The sequence below is a fragment of the Chthonomonas calidirosea T49 genome, assembly GCF_000427095.1.
Lineage (GTDB): Bacteria > Armatimonadota > Chthonomonadetes > Chthonomonadales > Chthonomonadaceae > Chthonomonas > Chthonomonas calidirosea.
Genome location: NC_021487.1, coordinates 1,206,903 through 1,225,509 on the forward strand (window position 1 = coordinate 1,206,903; position 18,607 = coordinate 1,225,509).

Annotated in this window: 16 protein-coding genes; 2 read left to right on the forward strand and 14 right to left on the reverse strand. The window is 54.3% G+C overall.

Features of this window, described 5'->3' with window-relative positions; all coding sequences use genetic code 11:
* Window positions 1-16: 16 nt before the first annotated feature.
* Window positions 17-478 carry a redoxin domain-containing protein gene (locus CCALI_RS05085; protein ID WP_016482405.1) on the reverse strand — a complete coding sequence of 154 codons (462 nt, stop codon included), beginning with the start codon at window positions 476-478 and terminating at the stop codon, window positions 17-19.
* A 232-nt stretch (window positions 479-710) separates the two neighbouring features.
* Here CCALI_RS05085 and aroF point away from each other — a divergent pair, with 232 nt between their 5' ends.
* Both aroF and CCALI_RS05095 read left to right on the forward strand, forming a co-directional pair.
* Window positions 711-1,742 (forward strand): 3-deoxy-7-phosphoheptulonate synthase, encoded by a 1,032-nt coding sequence (gene aroF / locus CCALI_RS05090; RefSeq protein ID WP_016482406.1) that lies wholly within the window; start codon window positions 711-713, stop codon window positions 1,740-1,742.
* 191 nt (window positions 1,743-1,933) lie between these two features.
* Window positions 1,934-2,821, forward strand: a complete 888-nt coding sequence (locus CCALI_RS05095; protein WP_016482407.1) for a zinc ribbon domain-containing protein — start codon at window positions 1,934-1,936, stop codon at window positions 2,819-2,821.
* 1 nt (window position 2,822) lies between these two features.
* Here the strand turns inward: CCALI_RS05095 and CCALI_RS05100 are convergent, their stop codons facing one another.
* The 13 genes from CCALI_RS05100 to CCALI_RS05160 all read right to left on the reverse strand — a co-directional run bounded on the left by CCALI_RS05100 (window position 2,823) and on the right by CCALI_RS05160 (window position 18,488).
* Complete coding sequence (locus tag CCALI_RS05100) at window positions 2,823-3,569, reverse strand: SDR family NAD(P)-dependent oxidoreductase (RefSeq protein WP_016482408.1); 747 nt, start codon at window positions 3,567-3,569, stop codon at window positions 2,823-2,825.
* A gap of 10 nt (window positions 3,570-3,579) precedes the next feature.
* Window positions 3,580-4,599: a hypothetical protein gene (locus tag CCALI_RS05105; protein ID WP_016482409.1), complete on the reverse strand. Its 1,020-nt coding sequence runs from the start codon at window positions 4,597-4,599 to the stop codon at window positions 3,580-3,582.
* A 99-nt stretch (window positions 4,600-4,698) separates the two neighbouring features.
* Complete coding sequence (ftsH, locus tag CCALI_RS05110) at window positions 4,699-6,666, reverse strand: ATP-dependent zinc metalloprotease FtsH (RefSeq protein WP_016482410.1); 1,968 nt, start codon at window positions 6,664-6,666, stop codon at window positions 4,699-4,701.
* A gap of 69 nt (window positions 6,667-6,735) precedes the next feature.
* Window positions 6,736-8,223, reverse strand: coding sequence for a tRNA lysidine(34) synthetase TilS (gene tilS / locus CCALI_RS05115; RefSeq protein ID WP_016482411.1), 1,488 nt, complete (start codon window positions 8,221-8,223; stop codon window positions 6,736-6,738).
* A complete protein-coding gene (locus tag CCALI_RS16295; protein ID WP_016482412.1) occupies window positions 8,220-9,053 on the reverse strand; it encodes an ATP-binding cassette domain-containing protein in 834 nt (277 codons plus the stop codon). Before CCALI_RS16295 ends, tilS begins: the two co-directional genes overlap by 4 nt.
* A complete protein-coding gene (locus CCALI_RS16300) occupies window positions 9,050-10,051 on the reverse strand; it encodes an ABC transporter ATP-binding protein (protein ID WP_016482413.1) in 1,002 nt (333 codons plus the stop codon). Before CCALI_RS16300 ends, CCALI_RS16295 begins: the two co-directional genes overlap by 4 nt.
* Before the next feature lie 2 nt (window positions 10,052-10,053).
* On the reverse strand, window positions 10,054-11,073 hold the full coding sequence (locus CCALI_RS05130; protein ID WP_016482414.1) for an ABC transporter permease: 1,020 nt from the start codon (window positions 11,071-11,073) through the stop codon (window positions 10,054-10,056).
* A 3-nt stretch (window positions 11,074-11,076) separates the two neighbouring features.
* The gene (locus CCALI_RS05135; protein ID WP_016482415.1) at window positions 11,077-12,018 is read right to left on the reverse strand and encodes an ABC transporter permease; all 942 of its coding nucleotides are present in this window, start codon (window positions 12,016-12,018) and stop codon (window positions 11,077-11,079) included.
* A 5-nt stretch (window positions 12,019-12,023) separates the two neighbouring features.
* Complete coding sequence (locus tag CCALI_RS05140) at window positions 12,024-14,075, reverse strand: ABC transporter substrate-binding protein (protein WP_044948902.1); 2,052 nt, start codon at window positions 14,073-14,075, stop codon at window positions 12,024-12,026.
* Window positions 14,076-14,129: 54 nt separating this feature from the next.
* Entirely contained in the window at window positions 14,130-15,050 is a 921-nt protein-coding gene (locus CCALI_RS05145) for a LysR family transcriptional regulator (RefSeq protein ID WP_016482417.1), read from the reverse strand.
* A gap of 9 nt (window positions 15,051-15,059) precedes the next feature.
* The gene (locus tag CCALI_RS05150) at window positions 15,060-15,896 is read right to left on the reverse strand and encodes a DUF72 domain-containing protein (RefSeq protein WP_016482418.1); all 837 of its coding nucleotides are present in this window, start codon (window positions 15,894-15,896) and stop codon (window positions 15,060-15,062) included.
* Complete coding sequence (locus CCALI_RS05155; protein WP_016482419.1) at window positions 15,889-16,911, reverse strand: NAD-dependent epimerase/dehydratase family protein; 1,023 nt, start codon at window positions 16,909-16,911, stop codon at window positions 15,889-15,891. The genes CCALI_RS05150 and CCALI_RS05155 overlap by 8 nt, the downstream gene beginning before the upstream one ends.
* Window positions 16,908-18,488 carry a retropepsin-like aspartic protease gene (locus tag CCALI_RS05160; protein ID WP_016482420.1) on the reverse strand — a complete coding sequence of 527 codons (1,581 nt, stop codon included), beginning with the start codon at window positions 18,486-18,488 and terminating at the stop codon, window positions 16,908-16,910. Before CCALI_RS05160 ends, CCALI_RS05155 begins: the two co-directional genes overlap by 4 nt.
* Window positions 18,489-18,607: the final 119 nt, after the last annotated feature.

Here is an 18,607-nt window from a genome sequence, read left to right on the forward strand (position 1 = left end):
CACAGCCCTTCTTGTATTAAACCGTAGCCTCTTCTACCCCTAAGACACGTTTCAGAATGGGTTCGATCATCCGCAAACCGGCATAGCCCCCAGCTCGCCCTCGCATAACGCCTTCCGCATCGAACACATAGTAGGCAGGCCAGAGCTGGTTCTCAAATCGCTCGCCTATGGCGTGGAGATTGTCTATCGCACAAGGCTCCTTTATGCCCAAGGCCTCAATATCCGCGCGCACCGCCTCTAAGTCCGTATCCGACTGCTCACGAGGCATATGGATGGCCACTACCTTTAAACCTAAATCGGCATACCGATCGCGCCATTCGGCCACCGTGGGCATATTGTCATGACAGATAGGACAGCTTTTGGCAAAGAAATGCACGAGGACAGGACTCCCCAGCAACTGCTCTCGTGTGACCTCCCCATTGATCCACTCGGTGGCCCCAGTAAGTTCGGGCAATGGTGTGCCCATACGTAATGGCATACAGCTCCTCCTTAGCAAACGATAACATCTGCAGGCTTATTATACCTAAAACAGAAAGTTATCTAGACAATTGGCAAAATTTGCTATTTATTGCACTATCTGCTATTGGCACAAAATTGTCTATAAAGCGGCTATTCCCTAGAAAAGGGATATTGCGCTAAAATATAATAAAGAGCCTTGCGCTAAAATCTTTGCTATTCACCTTGAGCGCGCACAGGAGAGCCTTTGAACCATGATGGTATTGATGAGCGTAGATGCTACACAACAACAGATAGATGACGTGATTGAGTTGATTAAACAACACAATCTGAAGGCACTCCACTTGCCCGGCGATGAACATGTGGCCATCGGCATCGCAAGCGCCATTCCTCCCGAACTCCGCGAGCCTCTTGCCCTTGCCCTGCAGGCGCTTCCAGGGGTGGATCACGTGGTTCATATTAGTCGCCCCTACAAGCTGGCTTCTCGTGAGTTCTGGCGTACTGATACGGTGGTGCAGATCGGAGAGGTTAAAATTGGAGGAAATGCCCCCTGTGTAGTAATGGCTGGTCCCTGCTCTGTCGAGAGTAGAGAGCAGATATTCGCTGCCGCTCAAGCGGTAAAAGCGGCCGGTGCAAAGATTTTGCGGGGGGGTGCCTATAAACCGCGCACCTCACCCTACTCCTTTCAAGGACTAGGCCTCGAAGGACTTAAACTGCTCAAAGAGGTAAGCAACCAACTCGGCATTCTTACTGTTTCCGAAGTGATGTCGCCTGAAGATGTGGAGAAAGTGGCCGAGCACGTGGATATACTCCAGATCGGGGCGCGCAACATGCAAAACTACGCCCTGCTGGTTGCCGTTGGACGTTCCGGACGTCCTACATTACTGAAGCGCGGCATCGCCGCCACCATTGATGAGTTCCTGCTCGCAGCGGAGTACCTGCTGCATCACGGCACAAAAGATGTGATCCTCTGCGAACGCGGCATTCATCCTCTTGATAGAACCTACACGCGCTACACCCTTGACCTCACTGCGGTGCCGGTCATTAAACATCTGTCGCACCTGCCCGTCATTGTCGATCCCTCGCATGGGACGGGAGCAGCGCGCTACGTGCCAGCCATGGCCCGCGCGGCCATCGCCGCCGGCGCCGATGGTCTGCTCATCGAAGTGCACCCCGATCCGAAACATGCCCTCTCGGACGGAGCGCAATCGCTTACCCCCGAGCAGTTTAGCGCCCTCATGAAGGAGCTCGAGCGCGTGGCCATGGCGGTAGGCCGCTGTCTATAAACGCACAGCTGTGCATTCGGCCCTCACGACCATCGGTATACGCATCCAGGAGACGCAGGGTCTTACGCCCCTACTGCCGCCGCGCACATTTTACGATGTTTGTAGATGCTATTTAGAAAAGCCAAAAATAAGGATAGGGAGCTTTACCTTCCTCAAAGATCGTATAGGGAGAGTAAGGAGGCTTAAGCATTATGAAATGTCCACGCTGCTCGGCAGAAATTCCCGCGGACTCGCGCTTCTGTTTGCGTTGCGGCACGCCTATGCAACCTACAGGCCCCTCGTACACACCATCGAATCCCGTTTTTCAACCAACTGCAACCAAGCGTAATGGAAGCTCCCCGGCCAAGTGGGCGGTTCTTGGCCTTATAGGGCTTGGGCTTATAGGGGTTTTGGCGTGGGGCTTTAGCTCGCGCCTGCTGCAGCATCCCGCTCATGCCACACAATCGGCACCTCTCGTGCAGGCACCTGCTGCTACCACCACCGCGCCGCTCGTGCAAGCCCCAGCTGTCGCTACACCAAGCCGTATGGTCCAGGCTCCGGCACAACCGGGACCACAAGTGAACGTTGGAGCGATCTCCAACTATCTTGCGTTCCTGCGTAAAGTAGAGCTGATGAAGCAAGACCTCATTGGGAAAGAGATGGGAGCTGCCCTAGGTACCTATGGCAATCTCACCCCCAACGAGATCAAGGCTGCATCGAGCAGCGCCGAAGCGCAGCAGTTTTTACCGCATATCAGTCAAGATAGCGCACGTCTCAAAACGGAATGGGATCAGCTTATCCAGTATTTCCTCAGCGTACAACCGCCGCCCGAATGCGCTACGCTTCAGCAAAAGTATTACGAGCATTTAGCTAAGATCGAGGCCGAATTTGTCAAAGTCAACGATTCGCTCGCGGATGCACAGTCCAACCCCCAAGAGGCCTTAAACACTCTTTCCCAGATGCTCGGAACAGCCTCTGCCGATGCGGATGCTTCCGCTGTAGCGGCCGATCAAGCTCTTGCCGATGTATGTAATCGCTATGGGTTGACCAAAGACTTTTCGATTACCACCGGCTCTAACGCCTCAAGCTTGTTGCACTAATTTAGCGAAAGCCGCCGCTAACCGGAATCACCGCTCCCGTGATCCATCGAGCCTCGTGAGAGGCTAAAAAGAGCACGGCATCGGCGATGTCCTCTGGAGTGCCTAACCGACGGAGAGGAGTTTGGGCGATGATATGAGCACGGTCGCTTGCATCCAATCGCTGTTGTAGCATGTCCGTTTCGGTGAAGCCAGGTGCGATGGCGTTCACCCGCACCCCTCGTGGCCCAAGTTCCACGGCAAACGTACGTGTAAGCACCTCTAAAGCTGCTTTGCTCGCGCTGTAAACACCAAGCCCGGGCGGTGTGGCCGCAGCTGCCCCAGAAGATATGTTGATAATGCTGCACCCCTCCTCCCCGAAAAGCTTTGCTGCCTCCCGCATAGCGGCTAAAGGCCCCAACACGTTTACCGCAAATAGCCGCTCGGCATGGTGTCGGTCGGTCTCCAATAAGGGACGGATTTCCAAAACGGCCGCATTGTTTACCAACACATCGAGCCGTTTGTACCAACTAAATGCCGTTCGCACCAGATGCACGACCTGCTCGCACTGCCCCATATCGGCCTGAAAGGCCACTGCAGCGCCACCGGTTTCGGCGATCTGCTGCACCACGCGTTCGGCAGCTTCTTTGTTGCGCTCATAGCCTATGACGACATAGGCGCCCTCGCTGGCAAAGCGGCGCGCAATGGCCGCACCGATGCCGCGCGAACCGCCCGTTACAAGAACTGTCTTCCCCTCGAAGCGTCTGCCCATGCACACCTCGCTACGAACTGTGAATAGAAGAGGGATTCTGAGCCGATGAGGCTCGCTTGCCGGAAGGCTCCGTTGTCACAAGGTTGATGTTGAGAACGGGACGGCTGTCCCATGGATAGCGCCTATCGTAAACGATGTAAATAGGAAAATCCACCAAGAGAGGCTCGCAAGAGCTATCGGCTCTTTGGGGAGGTTTCACGAAGGCCGTTCCCTCATACTCCTTGTCAGCACGATAACGATAGGTAATCTTATAGATCACTCGCCCCCAACGCCGATAGCGCCGGCTGTGCGTAATAACCCCCTCCTTCGTCACTCCATGTCTCACCAAATACTGCTCTCTACGCACCCTCTGCCACCATAGCAGCGCCGGAACACTTAAATAGACCAGGCCTAAACACTCGAATAGCCAGTAAGAGATTATGGCTTCAAAGGCAGTGCTCTGCCCAAATCTGCCTACACGGCTATACGAAGGCAGCGACGGGAGATAGGTGACAAGCAGGCGCGTCCCCAAACGAAAACGCGTGTAGGCTTCAGGGTCAACGGTGATTTGCCCTGTATAAGCCATACTGCCAACCCGATAGGCATAGAGCAACTTGCCGGCATTTGCCTTCCAAGAAGAGCCTGGTTCGTTATTGATGATCTGCGCTTGAATGCGTTTGCCGTGCCGAAGCAGCTGCCAAAGTAGCCACGTCTGCTCGCCGCAAAACCAGATCGTGCTCAGCAGATAGAGAACGGGTAGGGTAACTAAAACGGCCCCTACGATGCGGGCATAAAGACGGGGATGCGCATGAGGTTGAGTATAAGTTCGTGATGAGGAGGCCGTCGGTCTAAACCACAGACCGGACAGCCAAAGCGCCAGCGACTCGTTTTTTAAAAGGAACCCTAGCCCCAAAAAGTTCAAAAAAGCGCCCACCACGTGTGTGATGAAGTCAGAAGAAGTGAAAAACAGCAAGCCTATTCCGGCCATAAGGAATGCAGAGCCGGCCAAAAGCAAAGCAGCCCGCTGCCATCGCACCATCGTTGCTGTCATCCCTTTTGTCCTTTCTATGGCCGTGTGAACCTTGTGTACGTGCACACAAGGAAATAGCCTGCCGGCAGAAGCCGGACAGGCTTGCGGTTCCGTTACACTTTACGCTGGTTCCGGGCGTAGGCGTGGCTGAATGATGGGCGGCTCTGTTTCCGGAGGGGTCGTCTGCGTGCCAACCGCGGGGGGCGCAGTTGGAGTATTATCTATACCCTTGCGAATGTCATCCGGCGTAGCCCGCCCCTCAAGCAGCGCGAGAAACTCCTCACGAGTCAGCGTCTCCTTTTCGATCAGCACTTCGGCAATGAGGTCCATCTTTTCGCGATACTCCGTGAGGATCGCGCGCGCGCGCTCGTAGCCCTGATCGATGAACGCCCGAACCTCCTCATCAATGATTCGAGCTACCTCCTCGCTGTAATCCCGATCTTCCATGAGATCGCGTCCGAGGAAAGGACTGCCCATTCTTCGACCTAGCCGCACCATGCCGAGCCGTTCGCTCATGCCGTACTCGCACACCATGGCACGTGCAAGGTCGGTAGCCCTATCGAGATCCGAGGTAGCACCGGTGGTAACGTCACCGAATACCAGCTCTTCGGCCACGCGCCCACCGAGGGTAGCCGCGATATCATCCATCATCTCCTGCTTTGTGCGGAGGAACTGCATATCTTCTTTGGGGATGTACCATGTGGCACCACCGGACATGCCGCGCGGCACAATCGTGATCTTGTAGACCTGGTCGGCATTTGGCAGTTTGGCTGCGACGATAGCATGACCTAACTCATGATAGGCCACAATGCGCAGCTCTTTTTCGGTGTGTCGGCGCGATTTGCGCTCTGGCCCCATCACCACACGCTCGCTCGCCTCATCGAACTCACGCATGCTAATGCGGGTTTTATCGCGTCGGGCAGCAAGAATGGCCGCTTCATTCACCACGTTGGCGATGTCGGCGCCGGTAAACCCGGGTGTTCGCTTCGCCAATGTGTCCACGTTCACATCGTCGTCTATGGGCTTGCCGCGCAGGTGCACCGAGAAGATGGCCTTACGACCGGCGAAATCGGGCGCATCCACCACCACTCTTCGGTCAAAACGGCCGGGACGTAGGAGGGCAGGGTCTAGCACATCCGGACGGTTCGTGGCGGCGATCACAATAACTCCGGCATTGGGGTCGAAACCGTCCATCTCCACCAACAGCTGATTGAGAGTCTGTTCGCGCTCATCGTGGCCACCGCCAACACCGGTACCACGTTGACGGCCAACTGCATCAATCTCGTCAATAAAGATGAGCGAGGGCCGATGCGCCTTGGCCGTGTCGAACAGATCGCGGACGCGGCTGGCACCCACTCCCACAAACATCTCCACGAAATCGGAACCGGAGATATGAAAGAACGGCACCCCCGCCTCTCCGGCAACAGCGCGCGCTAACATGGTTTTCCCACAGCCCGGAGGGCCAAGCAGCAACACGCCTTTCGGAATCTTCGCACCCAAAGCCTGAAATTTCTTGGCGTTTTTTAGAAAATCCACAATCTCGGCTAGCTCTTGTTTGGCCTCTTCCACGCCGGCAACGTCTTCGAAGGTGACCTTCGGCACCGAATCGGTTACACGTTTCACACGGGCTCTACCAAACTGCAAGGCCTGATTGCCGCTGCTCTGAGCCTGACGCACAAAGAAGAGGTAGAAAAACAGAATGAACACAAAGGGTATGATAAGCCATTCTATGATGTTAGAAAAGATATCGCCCAGAACCGGGTGCTTAAAATCGAAATTTACGCCCTGTTTGCTCATCAACTGAATCAGATCGGCCTGTGCTTGATCGGAGGGCGGCAATACCAACTCCTGCTCCTGGTCTTGTCCGGGCATGGCGCCGTGTAACACCACATCTATGGTGTCCTTCGTCAGCGTAACCCGCTCGATCTGGGCTGGGTTGGTCTGTAGAAGCCGGTAGAAGTTGGAGTAGGTCATCGTACGACCGGCGCTACCCAATCCACCCATAAAGGAAGAGCGTAACAGGATAGCTAAAATCGCTACAACAAAACCGGCTATCAGTATAAAACGGAACCAGGCGAAACCCTTCAACTTCGTCTCCTCGTCTATTCGTCTTCGCGTTTGCGTTCTAAGGCACGCGGTAACTTGAAGTGCACTTGCTTATCTATACGCATTTGGCGCCTCGAAACGCAGTACTAGACGATAGTTTTTTACCGAAATATCCATTTTGGCGAGGTTCGGCCCCACTTCCACCACGTCAGCTGCATGCGCAAGGCCGGGAACCACCAGTACGCGATCACTTGCATCCACCACCACCGGCCACTCTGCCCGCAGCTCTTTAGGGATGTGTGCATCCACAAAGATGTCCTGCAGTTTGCGATGTTTGAGCCGATTCTCAATCTTTACTTCTATACGATCCCCAGGCCTTCGGGAGCGCACCCGCAGTGGAAATACAAGCGTATTGGGGTCTAACAGCACCCCCCAAGTAAATTCTTCCTTATTTAGAATACCTTCTAACTCTCTCTCTTCTTCCCAAAAAACAGCATCCACTCTCCAACCGTTACGAGCGATCTCCGTTTTACCCGGCACCTTCAGCTCCAGCTGCCAGGGAACTGCCGAGGCTTGGGGGCGAAGCTCCTCTATGTAAAGCTTCCCTGCCTTTACTCTCAAACGCACACTTCTCCCCATAAAAACGGGTAACTGCGTCGAAAGACCTTCTTCTCCCTCAAGAAATGCTTCGATGGTTGCGAAATCCACGTCCTGCAGGCTACCTCGTACCTCCTGAATCGCCTGTCGCAGAACCCGACGCTGTAGACCTATCGGCAGTGCTCTTAAGCGTTCGACCGAAAGCATGAGGGTCTTTGGCCCAGGAGTCTCCGCCAACTCCTTCAATTTTTCTCGCGCCAAGCTCTCCAAAACCTCATTATCGGCTGCGAGCAGCTCCGCCATTCGTGCCAATGCGTCCTCTACATGGTCACTGTAATACGCCTTTAAAAGCGGCAGCAGTTCCAGCCGAATCCGGTTGCGCAGAAACTCCGTGCTCTGATTGGAGCTGTCACAACGCGGTGTTATCTCCAAGGCAGCACAGAAGGCCTTTGTCTCTTCCCGCCTCACAAAGTAGAGGGGCCGAATGAGCGGCCCCTGCACGGCAGCAAAGCCCACAAGTCCCTCCATGCCGGCCCCACGTAAAAGATGCATGAGCACGGTTTCTACGCGATCATCCAAAGTATGGCCAACGGCAATTCGACTTGCTCCCTCTTCTTTCGCTACCCTCTGAAGAAAGGCATAGCGCATCTCGCGCGCCGCTTGCTCTAGCGACAGCTTTAGACGCCTTCGCCGTGCTGCCACATCGGCTCTCTCGTAACGTAACTCTAAACCAAAGGCTTCACAATGCGCAATAACCCAGCTTAAATCCTCGTCCGCTTCTGTGCCGCGTAACCCATGATGCAAATGGGCTGCCACTAGCCGAATATCCCACTCTGCTTGTAACAGCCGCAGCGCATGCAGGAGCGCCGTCGAATCAGGCCCGCCCGAAAAGCCAACAACGATCGTATCTCCTCGCTGCACCATAGAGTAACGAGTAATGGCCTTACGAACTTTATTCAGTAAACCCTCCACAACGGCTGCGTTTGCGTCGGCGGTCGTCATTTTGACAAAACTTTATCAAGGCTTGGAATGGCTTGCAATAGGTTGCGTGTGTAGGGATGCTGCGGGTCAGTAAAGACCTGCTCTACAGCCCCCCGCTCCACGATTCTACCCCGTTCCATTACGATGACCTCTTCCGCTATGTAACCGACAACATCGAGATTGTGCGAAATAAATAGGTAGGTAAGGTTACGCTCTCTCTGCAGCCGGCACAACAAGTTAAGCACTTGGCTCTGCACAGAAACATCCAAGGCGCTTGTAGGTTCATCGAGTACCAAGAACTGCGGCTCAACCGAAAGCGCACGAGCAATGGCAATGCGCTGTCGCTGCCCACCGGAAAACTCGTGAGGGTAGCGATCTAAGGCATCCGGCGACATAGAGACCTGCTTCAGCAGCTCGGCAGCTCGCTCCTCGCGTTCACGTGCGTTGGCACCAATACCGTGGATCACCATTCCCTCGGTGAGAATTTCGCGAATGTTCATACGTGCGTTGAGAGAGGAATAGGGATCTTGAAAAACTACCTGAATCTCCCTACGTAAGGCCCTTCTCTCATTCGCGGAGCGCGCCGAGTAGGGCAGGCCGTTATACAGAATCTGCCCCGCCGTCGGTTTGATCAAATCCAACAACATCAGCCCCACAGTGGTCTTTCCGGAGCCGCTCTCTCCAACGAGGGCTAGCGTGCTTCCGCGACGTATTTCAAAACTCACATGATCAACCACCCGTCGCCACTGTTTGCTCCAAAACCGTCCACGAACCGGGTAGTCTTTACAAAGTTCCTGGGCCACCACTAGGTAATCTCCTGCGGAGGGAGATGGCGCCGGCCTAAAGGTCATGATCGCACCTCTCCAACGGAAGTAGGAGCTATTTCCGGGTCATATAGGTGGCAGCGCACCACATGGTGTTTCGCAATGGTGAGGGTTTTTGGAACCTGCTCTAAACACGGCTGCCAGCAGAAACTACAGCGTGGAGCAAAGCGGCATCCGGGCGGCCAGGCCGTGGGTGAGGGCACCACACCCTCTAAAGAGTTCAGCTCCTTGCCTCTGCGCATTTGTGATGGCAAACAAGCAAAAAGCCCTTGTGTGTAGGGATGACGCGGATGTTGGAACAGCTCCTTCACCGGTGCCTGCTCCACGATCTGGCCTGCATACATCACGGCCACACGCTGCGCCAGCCGCGCCACCACACGTAGGTCATGGGTAATCAACAGCACCGCCATGCCCGTCTCCTTCTGCAAATCGGCCAAAAGATCAAGTATCTGCGCCTGAACGGTCACATCTAAGGCGGTAGTAGGCTCGTCGGCGAGAAGGAGTTTAGGTTCGTTGGCAAGCGCCATGGCGATCATCACGCGCTGTCGCATTCCGCCCGAAAGCTCGTGCGGATATTGCCGCATCGCGCGCTCCGGCTCCGGCAACCCCACACGGCCCAGCAGCTCAATGGCACGCTCCCGCAAGTTGCCGCGTTTTCCATGAACCGCCATCGCCTCAATCAGTTGATCGCCCACGGTAAAGACACCGTTGAGGGAGGTCATCGGCTCCTGGAAGATCATCGCGATCTCTTTTCCGCGAATCTCGCGCATCTGTTCCCACGTCCTGTCGAGCAGATCTTCCCCTTGAAAGAGGATGCGCCCACTCTCGATATAGCCCGCCGGTTCCGGCACCAACTGAAGAATGGAGAGCGCCGTCATAGACTTCCCACAGCCCGACTCCCCCACCAAAGCGAGGATCTCCCCTTCATCAATGGTGAAGCTCACTCCATCCACCGCGCGCGAAAGACCTTGGGGGGTTCTAAAATAGGTTCGCAGATTCTCGACCACTAGCAGAGGGTTGTTCACGCTTAGGAGCTCCTTAAACGGGGATCAATGGCATCGCGCAAGGCATCCCCCAAAATATTGAAGGCCAAAACCAAAATGAAGAGGGCCCCGGAGGCCGAGGCAAGATTCCACCAGATCACCGGTGTGCGCGTCAGCTCGATACGCGCGGCATCTATCATGTTGCCCCAGCTTCCTACATCCGGCCCAACGCCCACACCCAAATAGGCCAGTAACGGCTCGTACAACACAAAACCACTAAACCCAAGCACAATGCTAATGATCACCACCGGCAGCAGATTGGGCAGAATATGCTTCATAAGAATGCGCGTGTTTGAAGCGCCTAAGGCCCTTGCTGCCAGCACAAACTCTCTATCACGATACTTGAGCGTCTCGCCACGCACCAAACGACAGAGCCCAATCCAGCTAGTGAAAGCCAAGGCAATACAGATGTTCACAACACCCCTTCCCAATACCAACACCAAGGCTATAATCAGCAGAATGTCGGGCACAGAACCAACCACCGTGTAAATGTACTGAATAATGTCATCCACGATCTTACCGAAATACCCCGCTAACATCCCTAAAATAACGGCCAACGGCAACACAAGCAAGGAGGAAAGCCCTCCAATAAGCAGAGCCGTGCGACAGCCTTTGAGCGTTTCATAAAGCACATCGTTGCCCGTGCCATCCGTCCCCAACAGATGAAAACCGCGCAGACGATGTGGGTGCACTTCACCCATTGTATATTTCGCAAACGGTGCCGAGTAGGTTCGTTCTACACGAACATGGGCCATTTCGAAAATGCGATCGAGCACTGTCTTAGGCTCGGCATTCACGCTGCTCTTCCAAGAGATACTGTCAAGCAAAGCGACAAACCCATAGAGAGCGATAACGCTTACCGCGACGATGGCCGCACGGTTGCGTCGCAATCGCCTAAACGCCTCTCGCCATAACGGCTGACGACTTGCCAATCGGATGGCGATAACAAGCCCACCCACTACCAAGAAAGGAACGAGGTTATCCCATGACAGCCAGTCGTACATCGTCTACTCCAGCCTCACTCGCGGGTCGAGAAGCGCATAACAGATATCCGTTAGAATATAGCCCACAATTGTCACTAAAGCTCCCAGAAAGACCATGGCACGTACCACCGCGAAATCCTGACCGTTGATCGCATCCACGGTGTAACTTCCTAGTCCAGGAATATCAAAAAACGATTCGAGCAGAAGACTTCCTAGAAACAGACCGGGAATCGAGGCCACCACGGAGCTAGCGATAGGAATGGCTGCGTTCTTTAGAACGTGCTTAAAGAGTACGCGCGTCTCACTCACCCCCTTTGCTCGTGCCGTCCGCACATAGTCTTGATTCATGGCATCGAGCATGAAGGTGCGAAAGAGCCGTGTCGTGCCGCCAACCCCACTGATAAGCGCCACCAGCACCGGCAATAGGATAAAACGAAGGCTATCAAAACCGTGCCGATAGCCCGCCAACGGGAACCACCGCAGCAGCTTACCGAAGATGAACTGGCCCGTCATAATGTAGACGAGCGCAGTAATGCTCATAAGGAGTACACACAAAAAGGCACCCCAATAGTCTAAATAGGTCGCTCGAAAATAGGCCAGCCCCAGAGCAAAGCAGATGGATACGGTGAGAGACGCCATTAAAACCACGATCTGGACTTCAAAGGAAGGGCCGGCGCCTTCCTTGATGCGAGTCCAAATATTCTCGCCGGTGGCATCGGACTTCCCGAAGCGCAACAAGAAGAGCGCCTCGGTGGTCTCTTTAAACTGTACCCACTTCGGTTTATCGTAGCCGTGCTGATGCAACCAGGCCTTAATCTGTTGAGGAGTTGGGTTCTTCGCAGATAGATTACGTCGCGCGATCTGCTCCGGTGAGGAGGTGGCATAAAAGAGCACGAAGGTGAGAAAGGCCACACCCAACAAAGTAGGAATGGCCAGCAAAATGCGCCGAATAACGTACCGTAGCATGACTTTTAAGATTCCTCCGGAGGACGCACCCGTACATGCCGGCGTGAACGTTGCCGAACGACCTGCACGGCAGGGAGAGAGCCTACGGTGAGAAACACCACGAAGCCAACGAGCGGCCATAAGTTAGGCCGGTTCCACTCCCGCTGCAAGCGCAGACGCTCGCCTGCATCTACCGCATAGTACTTTGGGCTATCAAGCGCGATCGGGTTTGGCTTTACGTTGTGCAACCACGGTTGTACCAGGCCGTAACTTTCACTATGGGCGCCATAGATCATCGGACCGTCTTCTACGGCAATATTACGCATTTGCTGGATGATCTCGGCACGTTCTGGGCCGTCCTCCATTGCACGCATCTTGGTAAATAGGGCATTATATGCCGGATTATTATAGCCTGCGGCATTGGGACCGGGACGCCTATTGGGTCCGTATAACAGTAGCAGGAAGTTCTCTGGATCCGGGTAGTCGGCCACCCACCCAAAATAGATAAACTGAAACTGCCCCTGATCCACACGCGACTGGAAAATGGGGAAACGCCACGATCGGGGCACCACTTCGATACCGAGCTTTTGTATCTGCTTGATCACCAGCGCTGTCTGTAGTCGTCCTTCCGCATCTACTCCCGAATTGTCGTAATAGAGTACAAGTCTTTGGCCGGTTTTGGGGTCTACTCCTCCAGGATAGCCGGCCTCGGCGAGCAGCTTTTTCGCCAACTCTAAATTGTGCTGCTGATAGGGGTTTTTGTAGTTGGGATCATAACCAAAGAGGCCTGGCGGAATAAGAAACTGGGCAGGCTTTCCCAACCCCACAGATAGCAAGTCTATAAACTCCTGCTGATTCATGGCCAGCGCGATTGCATGGCGTAAAAGCTTGGCACGGCGGGTATACCCGCCATAAACGGGATCGTCCATATTGAAGATGAAATAGCTAACATCGGCACCCGTCGTCTTGAACAGACGGATACCGCGTGCTCGCATCTCGGGTGAGAGTTGCCCAGGGCTTGACAGAGCTTGCTGAAAGTTGATCTGCGATACGCCGGAGAGATCAAGGTAGCCTTGTTGGAAAAGGTTCCAAGCGGTCAGGGGCTCCTTGATGATACTGAAACGTATCTCTTTCACCAAAGGAAGCTGCTTGCCGGCATCGGCCAATAGTCCGGCTGCTCTATCCCCTGGATCTCCCTCAGAAGGGTAGTACTCAGGATGTCGATTCGGGTTCACCACCAAAACAATGCGGTCTTTAGGCACATACTCTTTCAGCATAAACGTGCCGCACCCCACCGGATGACGAGCGAAGTTTTTGCCGTACTTTTCTACCGCTTCATGAGGAATGGGGGTTGTGAACGACATCGCCATAAGGTAACGCAGTTGGGGGTAGGGCTGATCCAGTAGGATCCGGAAAGTGTAGGGATCATGAGGGTCGAGCTGAAGACCGGGCAGAGGATAGCTGTAGTCTGGAGGGAGACCCCGTTTCTCTCGTTGCATCTGGTAGTTTTCAAAATCACGCATGCCCACCACTTTGTCGTCCAGATAGTTCACGATCGGGCAGTTGACTCCCGGATCGGCGATGCGCTTGAAACTAAACACAAAATCGGCAGCCGTAATCGGGCGGCCTTTTCCTCCTGGGAAACAGGGATCGTCCTGAAAACGTAGGTCATGGCGTATGTGGAACGTCCAAAGCTGGCCCATTCGGGTTACCCTTTTGCCATCTACCATCTCCTGAACCGGCACAGTCTGATAGACCGGCATCGTAGCCCCCAGATCCAGATCGAGTTGCAAGGGGTTGCGCTTTAGATGGTCGTACTCTAAATAGGCCGGATAGATGAGGTTGACCACCTCACCGGAGGCCACATCGTAGGCCACGCTAGGATCGAGCGTTTTAGGGTCATCGCCTAGCGCTAAATAGAGAATGGACTTTCCAGTCTCTCCTGGAGGATAAGGGCTGTTATCACAACCGACTAGCCCTAAACCAAGCCCCAACAAGCTCAGCCCCCATAGCAGGGCAGTAAGACGCCTGAAGGCTGCCAAGGTTACACTCTGCATAATGCCATGTCTCTGCAACATTTCCTCGCGTTAGATAATAGCACGAAAGCGCCGGCAGAACGTGATCGTGACTCATCACGGCGACGACTTCGCGGGCCCCTCACCCTTTGACTTGCCGATAAGAGCCTCCACCAGCACACGTACCACCGCACGCTGCGGATTTCTTCTCCTTAACAACAACCCTACCGGCCGACAAAAAGCATCTTCCGGCGCGAGTGGCACAATGACAAGGCTTCCCTCTCGGGCCTCCTTGCGTGCTGTGATCTCGGGAACAAGAGAGATACCTTGCCCTAGTTCCACGAGATTTTTCAGCATCTCGATATTGTCGCAAGTGTTGACAATGCGAACGTGCACCCCGGCCAGACGCAAGCGCTCGTCCACCAGTTTTCGTGTGGGGATATTTACGTCGAAGGTTACGAAATTCTGGCCGTTGAGTTGGTGCAAACGGATGGTCTCAAATCGAGCGAAGGGATGCTCTGGTGGACAGATTAAGGCCATCGGCTCGTCGCTAAAGGGCAACACCTCTACCCCCACATGGGTCGTGGGTACGGCCACGATACCGATGTCCATCGCCCCCGAAAACACATCATTGTAGATGCGCGCCGTGGAACTATACTCCAAGTGTACGCTCACTTGCGGGTACTGTCGCAAAAACGGTTTCAGGCGCCCAGGCAGTTCATGCAACCCAACCGAGTAGACCGTGGCAATGCGCACTGTGCCCTCAATGGAGTCGGAGTAGCCCTTCAGTCGCTCTTCTAGGGCGATGGCCTCACGCACGAGAGAGCGGGCGCCTTCATATAGCAGCCGTCCAGCATCCGTCACCTCCACTTTCCCTTTACCCTTTTGCCGACTTAATAGGGTGCGGCCCAGCTCGCGCTCCAAGATGCGCATACGCTGGCTCACCGCCGACTGCGTAATGAAGTTGCGTTGAGCCGTCTTGGAAAACGAACCCGTCTCCACAAGATCGCAAAACAGTTGAAGGTCTTTTAGGTCCATGTCGGTTCGCTAAGCAAAAAGGTCACGTTGATAGTCAACCGGAAACACGGTTTCTCCCTGCCCCAATAACCGACGCATGCGGTTGCATGTGGCCGGTGAAAAGCCCTCGTAATCGTTATTGCAAAAGATAAAGATCTTTTCTACTTTGTCGGCAGCGCATTGGATGGCCTCTGCCCATTTTTGAAGCCGTTCGCTCTTATCTTGCTGAATCCTATTGTGATGAGAAAAAGCCCCATGCCGCCCGATAAGTCGCACGTAGAGGAAATCGGTTGTGATCTCTATCTTCGGCGATAAAATAATGTAGTCCACAGCCGCTAGCGCCACCCGATGCCGACGCAAGAGCTCCGCCACATCCCTACCCTCAAGAGAACGATGGCGAAACTCTATAGCAAAACGCACCCCATGCGTCGTCGCAAGATCATCCAGAAGAGGCAGTGTTCCCTCTAACTTCGCTAGTTCCGACCGACGAAAGTCAGGCGGCATCTGAAATAGAATAGGGCCTAATTTCTCTTTCAGCCGCTTCATGGTCACTATAAACTCTTTCACAAGCTTATGGCTTGATGACGCCAGATGAAGCTCATGGGTGATCTGCTTTGGCACTTTCGGACAAAAGACAAAATGCTCGGGCGTTGCCTGATACCAACCCTCAACCACCTGAGGCTTTGGCGAAGCATAAAAGGTGGAGTCGATCTCAACGGCGTTGAAGCACCGTGCATAGAGCCGTATTTGGTCTCTTCCCTCCGTATTCGGTGGGTAGAACGGACCGCACCAATCGGTATAGCCCCACCCCATCGTCCCGATAAAAATAGGAACGGAACGAGTGTCTGCACGTCCATTTTCATGCATCGAGTGCGGCTAGCTCCTCGGCCAACATCTTGCCATGGCGCTCCCAAGCTTCAATCACCCTATCGTCGAAGGGGTCTTCATCGCTGTTCTCTATTTTCCCGTGAGCGTCCAGCCAAGCAACCGTTCTCTTCACTCCCTCAACCCAAGGTATCGTGTATTCGAAGCCGAGGTCGGCCTGGGCTGCACGATTGTCGAAGATGGAGGGATACTGAAAAATCTCGATGCTAATGCTAAAACGCTTGGGAGCGATCTGCGCCATAACGTCGGCAGGAATGTGCACCAACCGCGGTAGGGGCACGCCTAGCGCCTCGGCCACTCCTTCATGATATCGGTTCCATGTCATCCACTCCTCCCCGGTAACATTATAACAACGGCCGTAGGCCAGCGGGTTTCCAATGGCGCCAATGAACCCTTTGGCAACATCCGAGATGTGGCAGGCCGCCCATAAACAGGAGCCATCACCATGCACAATAATCGGTTTGCCTTTGCGCATCCGGTCAATATAGGTGGTGCGCCAACCCAAACTGTGCACAATAGTACCTCCCTCGCCGTACGTCTGAGAGGGGCGCATGATGGTAACGGCAAAATCGCCCCGCTGCCCCGCTTCCAACAAGATATCCTCACATTTTGCCTTATTAGCCCCATAACCGGTCACCGGACGACGCGGTTCATCCTCTCGAATAGGGTAGCGCGTCGCCGGGCCGCCATAGACACATACGGTGCTACAGAAAATGAACTGCTCGATACGCCCTCGAAAGGCACGTATCACGCTTTCCGCATCTTCCGGTACGAACCCAACCATGTCAATAACGCAATCGAAAGGGCCGGCCTCCTGCATCTGTTTCTCAAACTCGGCGTAGTTACGTCTATCGCCGTGCAGAATTTTCACACCTGGCGGAATACGGACTTGCGTCCGTCCCCGATTATAGAGGGTGAGGTCGGCACCGCGTTCATGAAGCTGATTTGTGATCGCGGTGCTGATGAGGCCAGTGCCTCCGATGATAAGGATCTTCATTGGTTGGCGAGCTCCAGGGTAAGTATTTGATGGGGATAGTCAATTGTTACTCTACGGGCATGGGCGAGGAAGGGCATACCCACAAGTGCGGAAAGTTGAAAGTCGAAATCTTGGCTCAAATCCTCCATGATCGAAGCCCCTAGAATAGGATTGAGCTCCATGAGGAACGGGCTTCCCTGTGGATGCGCTAGGGTCAGGTCTATAGAAAAGGCAAAAAGCAGGGCACGGAAGGTACCGTTTTTGGAGCCAACCCCCAGAGGCAGAGGCAGGTCTACCTCTCTATAGGAGTCCACATTCTCCTTGCGAGCCAGCTCCCGCGCCGTGAGAAGTGAGAGGATTCCGAGAGGCGCAGCCCCTGTGTCCAGCATCGCCCACTCCACGCGCGTTCTATCGCCAAGTAAAACGGGCAGAAAAATATAGCCCTGAAAGAGGTGAAATGGCACCGAGGTTATTATATCCCCCGCTAAAGGGGGAGGCGCGGTCGCGTTCTTGCCCTCCACAATCGTGCAGGTATTTTCTTGAAAAGAGATAGTTACCACACAATGCTTTAGGTTCGCTCCGCCAAAGATGCCGTCTTCCGGAACGGAGTTGTCGCCCACCGAGGCGATATCGTAGTCCTGTAGCTCTTGAGGGCCTAATTGAACGCTATGCGCGCGATAGACGTTGGTCTCCTCCTCGCCACGAACTCCGCGCGCCACCGTCTGCCCTTCCGAACGCAGACCAAGTCGCACAATGGCGCTGCGCGTGAGGGCGATCACGTTCGAAGCACCCGTATCGAACAGTAGCTTAAAACTTTGCCCGTTGATCTTCACCGGAAGCACCATCAACCCATCCTGCCACTCTACGGGCACCGTGTAGGTTATCGGAGGGCCGCTGCCATCCTCTGCCGCCTTTACGCGGTCTTTAGACACCCCTATCCAATCCATCGTAGGTTTTGCCGTCTGTGTCTCTTTCATTCGCGTGTGAACCAGCCAATGGACTATCTCGTTATGAGGATGTCCCATTGGATGAAGATTTAGATAGGCTTTCAAGTATTTTTGGAGAAGCGCTTGGTCGTAATTCTCCCCCGGCAAAGCCATCAACCAGTAGGCGTAGGCCGTATCGCGCTGGGGATAGAGTTCAATAGCCTTCTGCAACACCTCGGTGGCCTTCTCATCTTCATTATCCCATAAATACAGCTTCCCTTGCGCGACAAGGCCATAGTAGTTTTTTGGATCGCATTGCAAAGAGCGCTCCGTCTCCGCTCGTGCCTCCTCAACACGGCCTCCGCGCCATAGCGCAAGCGCATACAGCCCGTGTGCGTCAGCATCCTTCGGTGCCAAGCGCACAGCGGTGGCTGCCTCCTGAATGGCCTCCTGCCAATGTACTCCATCCAAACGTAGCAGCGTACGTACCAGTCCTAACCGCGCCGCAATATCGTTCGGTGTGTGCCTTAACTGGATCCGATACGCCTGTGCTGCCTCCAGAAATTTTCCATCACGAAAGAGATCATCGGCCGTTTCAGCACTCCCTCCCTGCGGGACAAGAAGGGCAAAGGCAGTTATGGCAAGAAGAACCCACTTTGTGCCCGTAGCCATCTTTGCCAACTCACTAAACAAAGCTATGTGGGGAGAACTTCCACATTTCAAACCCAAATTCCTTCAATAAGGCATCTCGGAGTAAGCCTAATAATGCGCTAAACCTAAAAAACAACAGC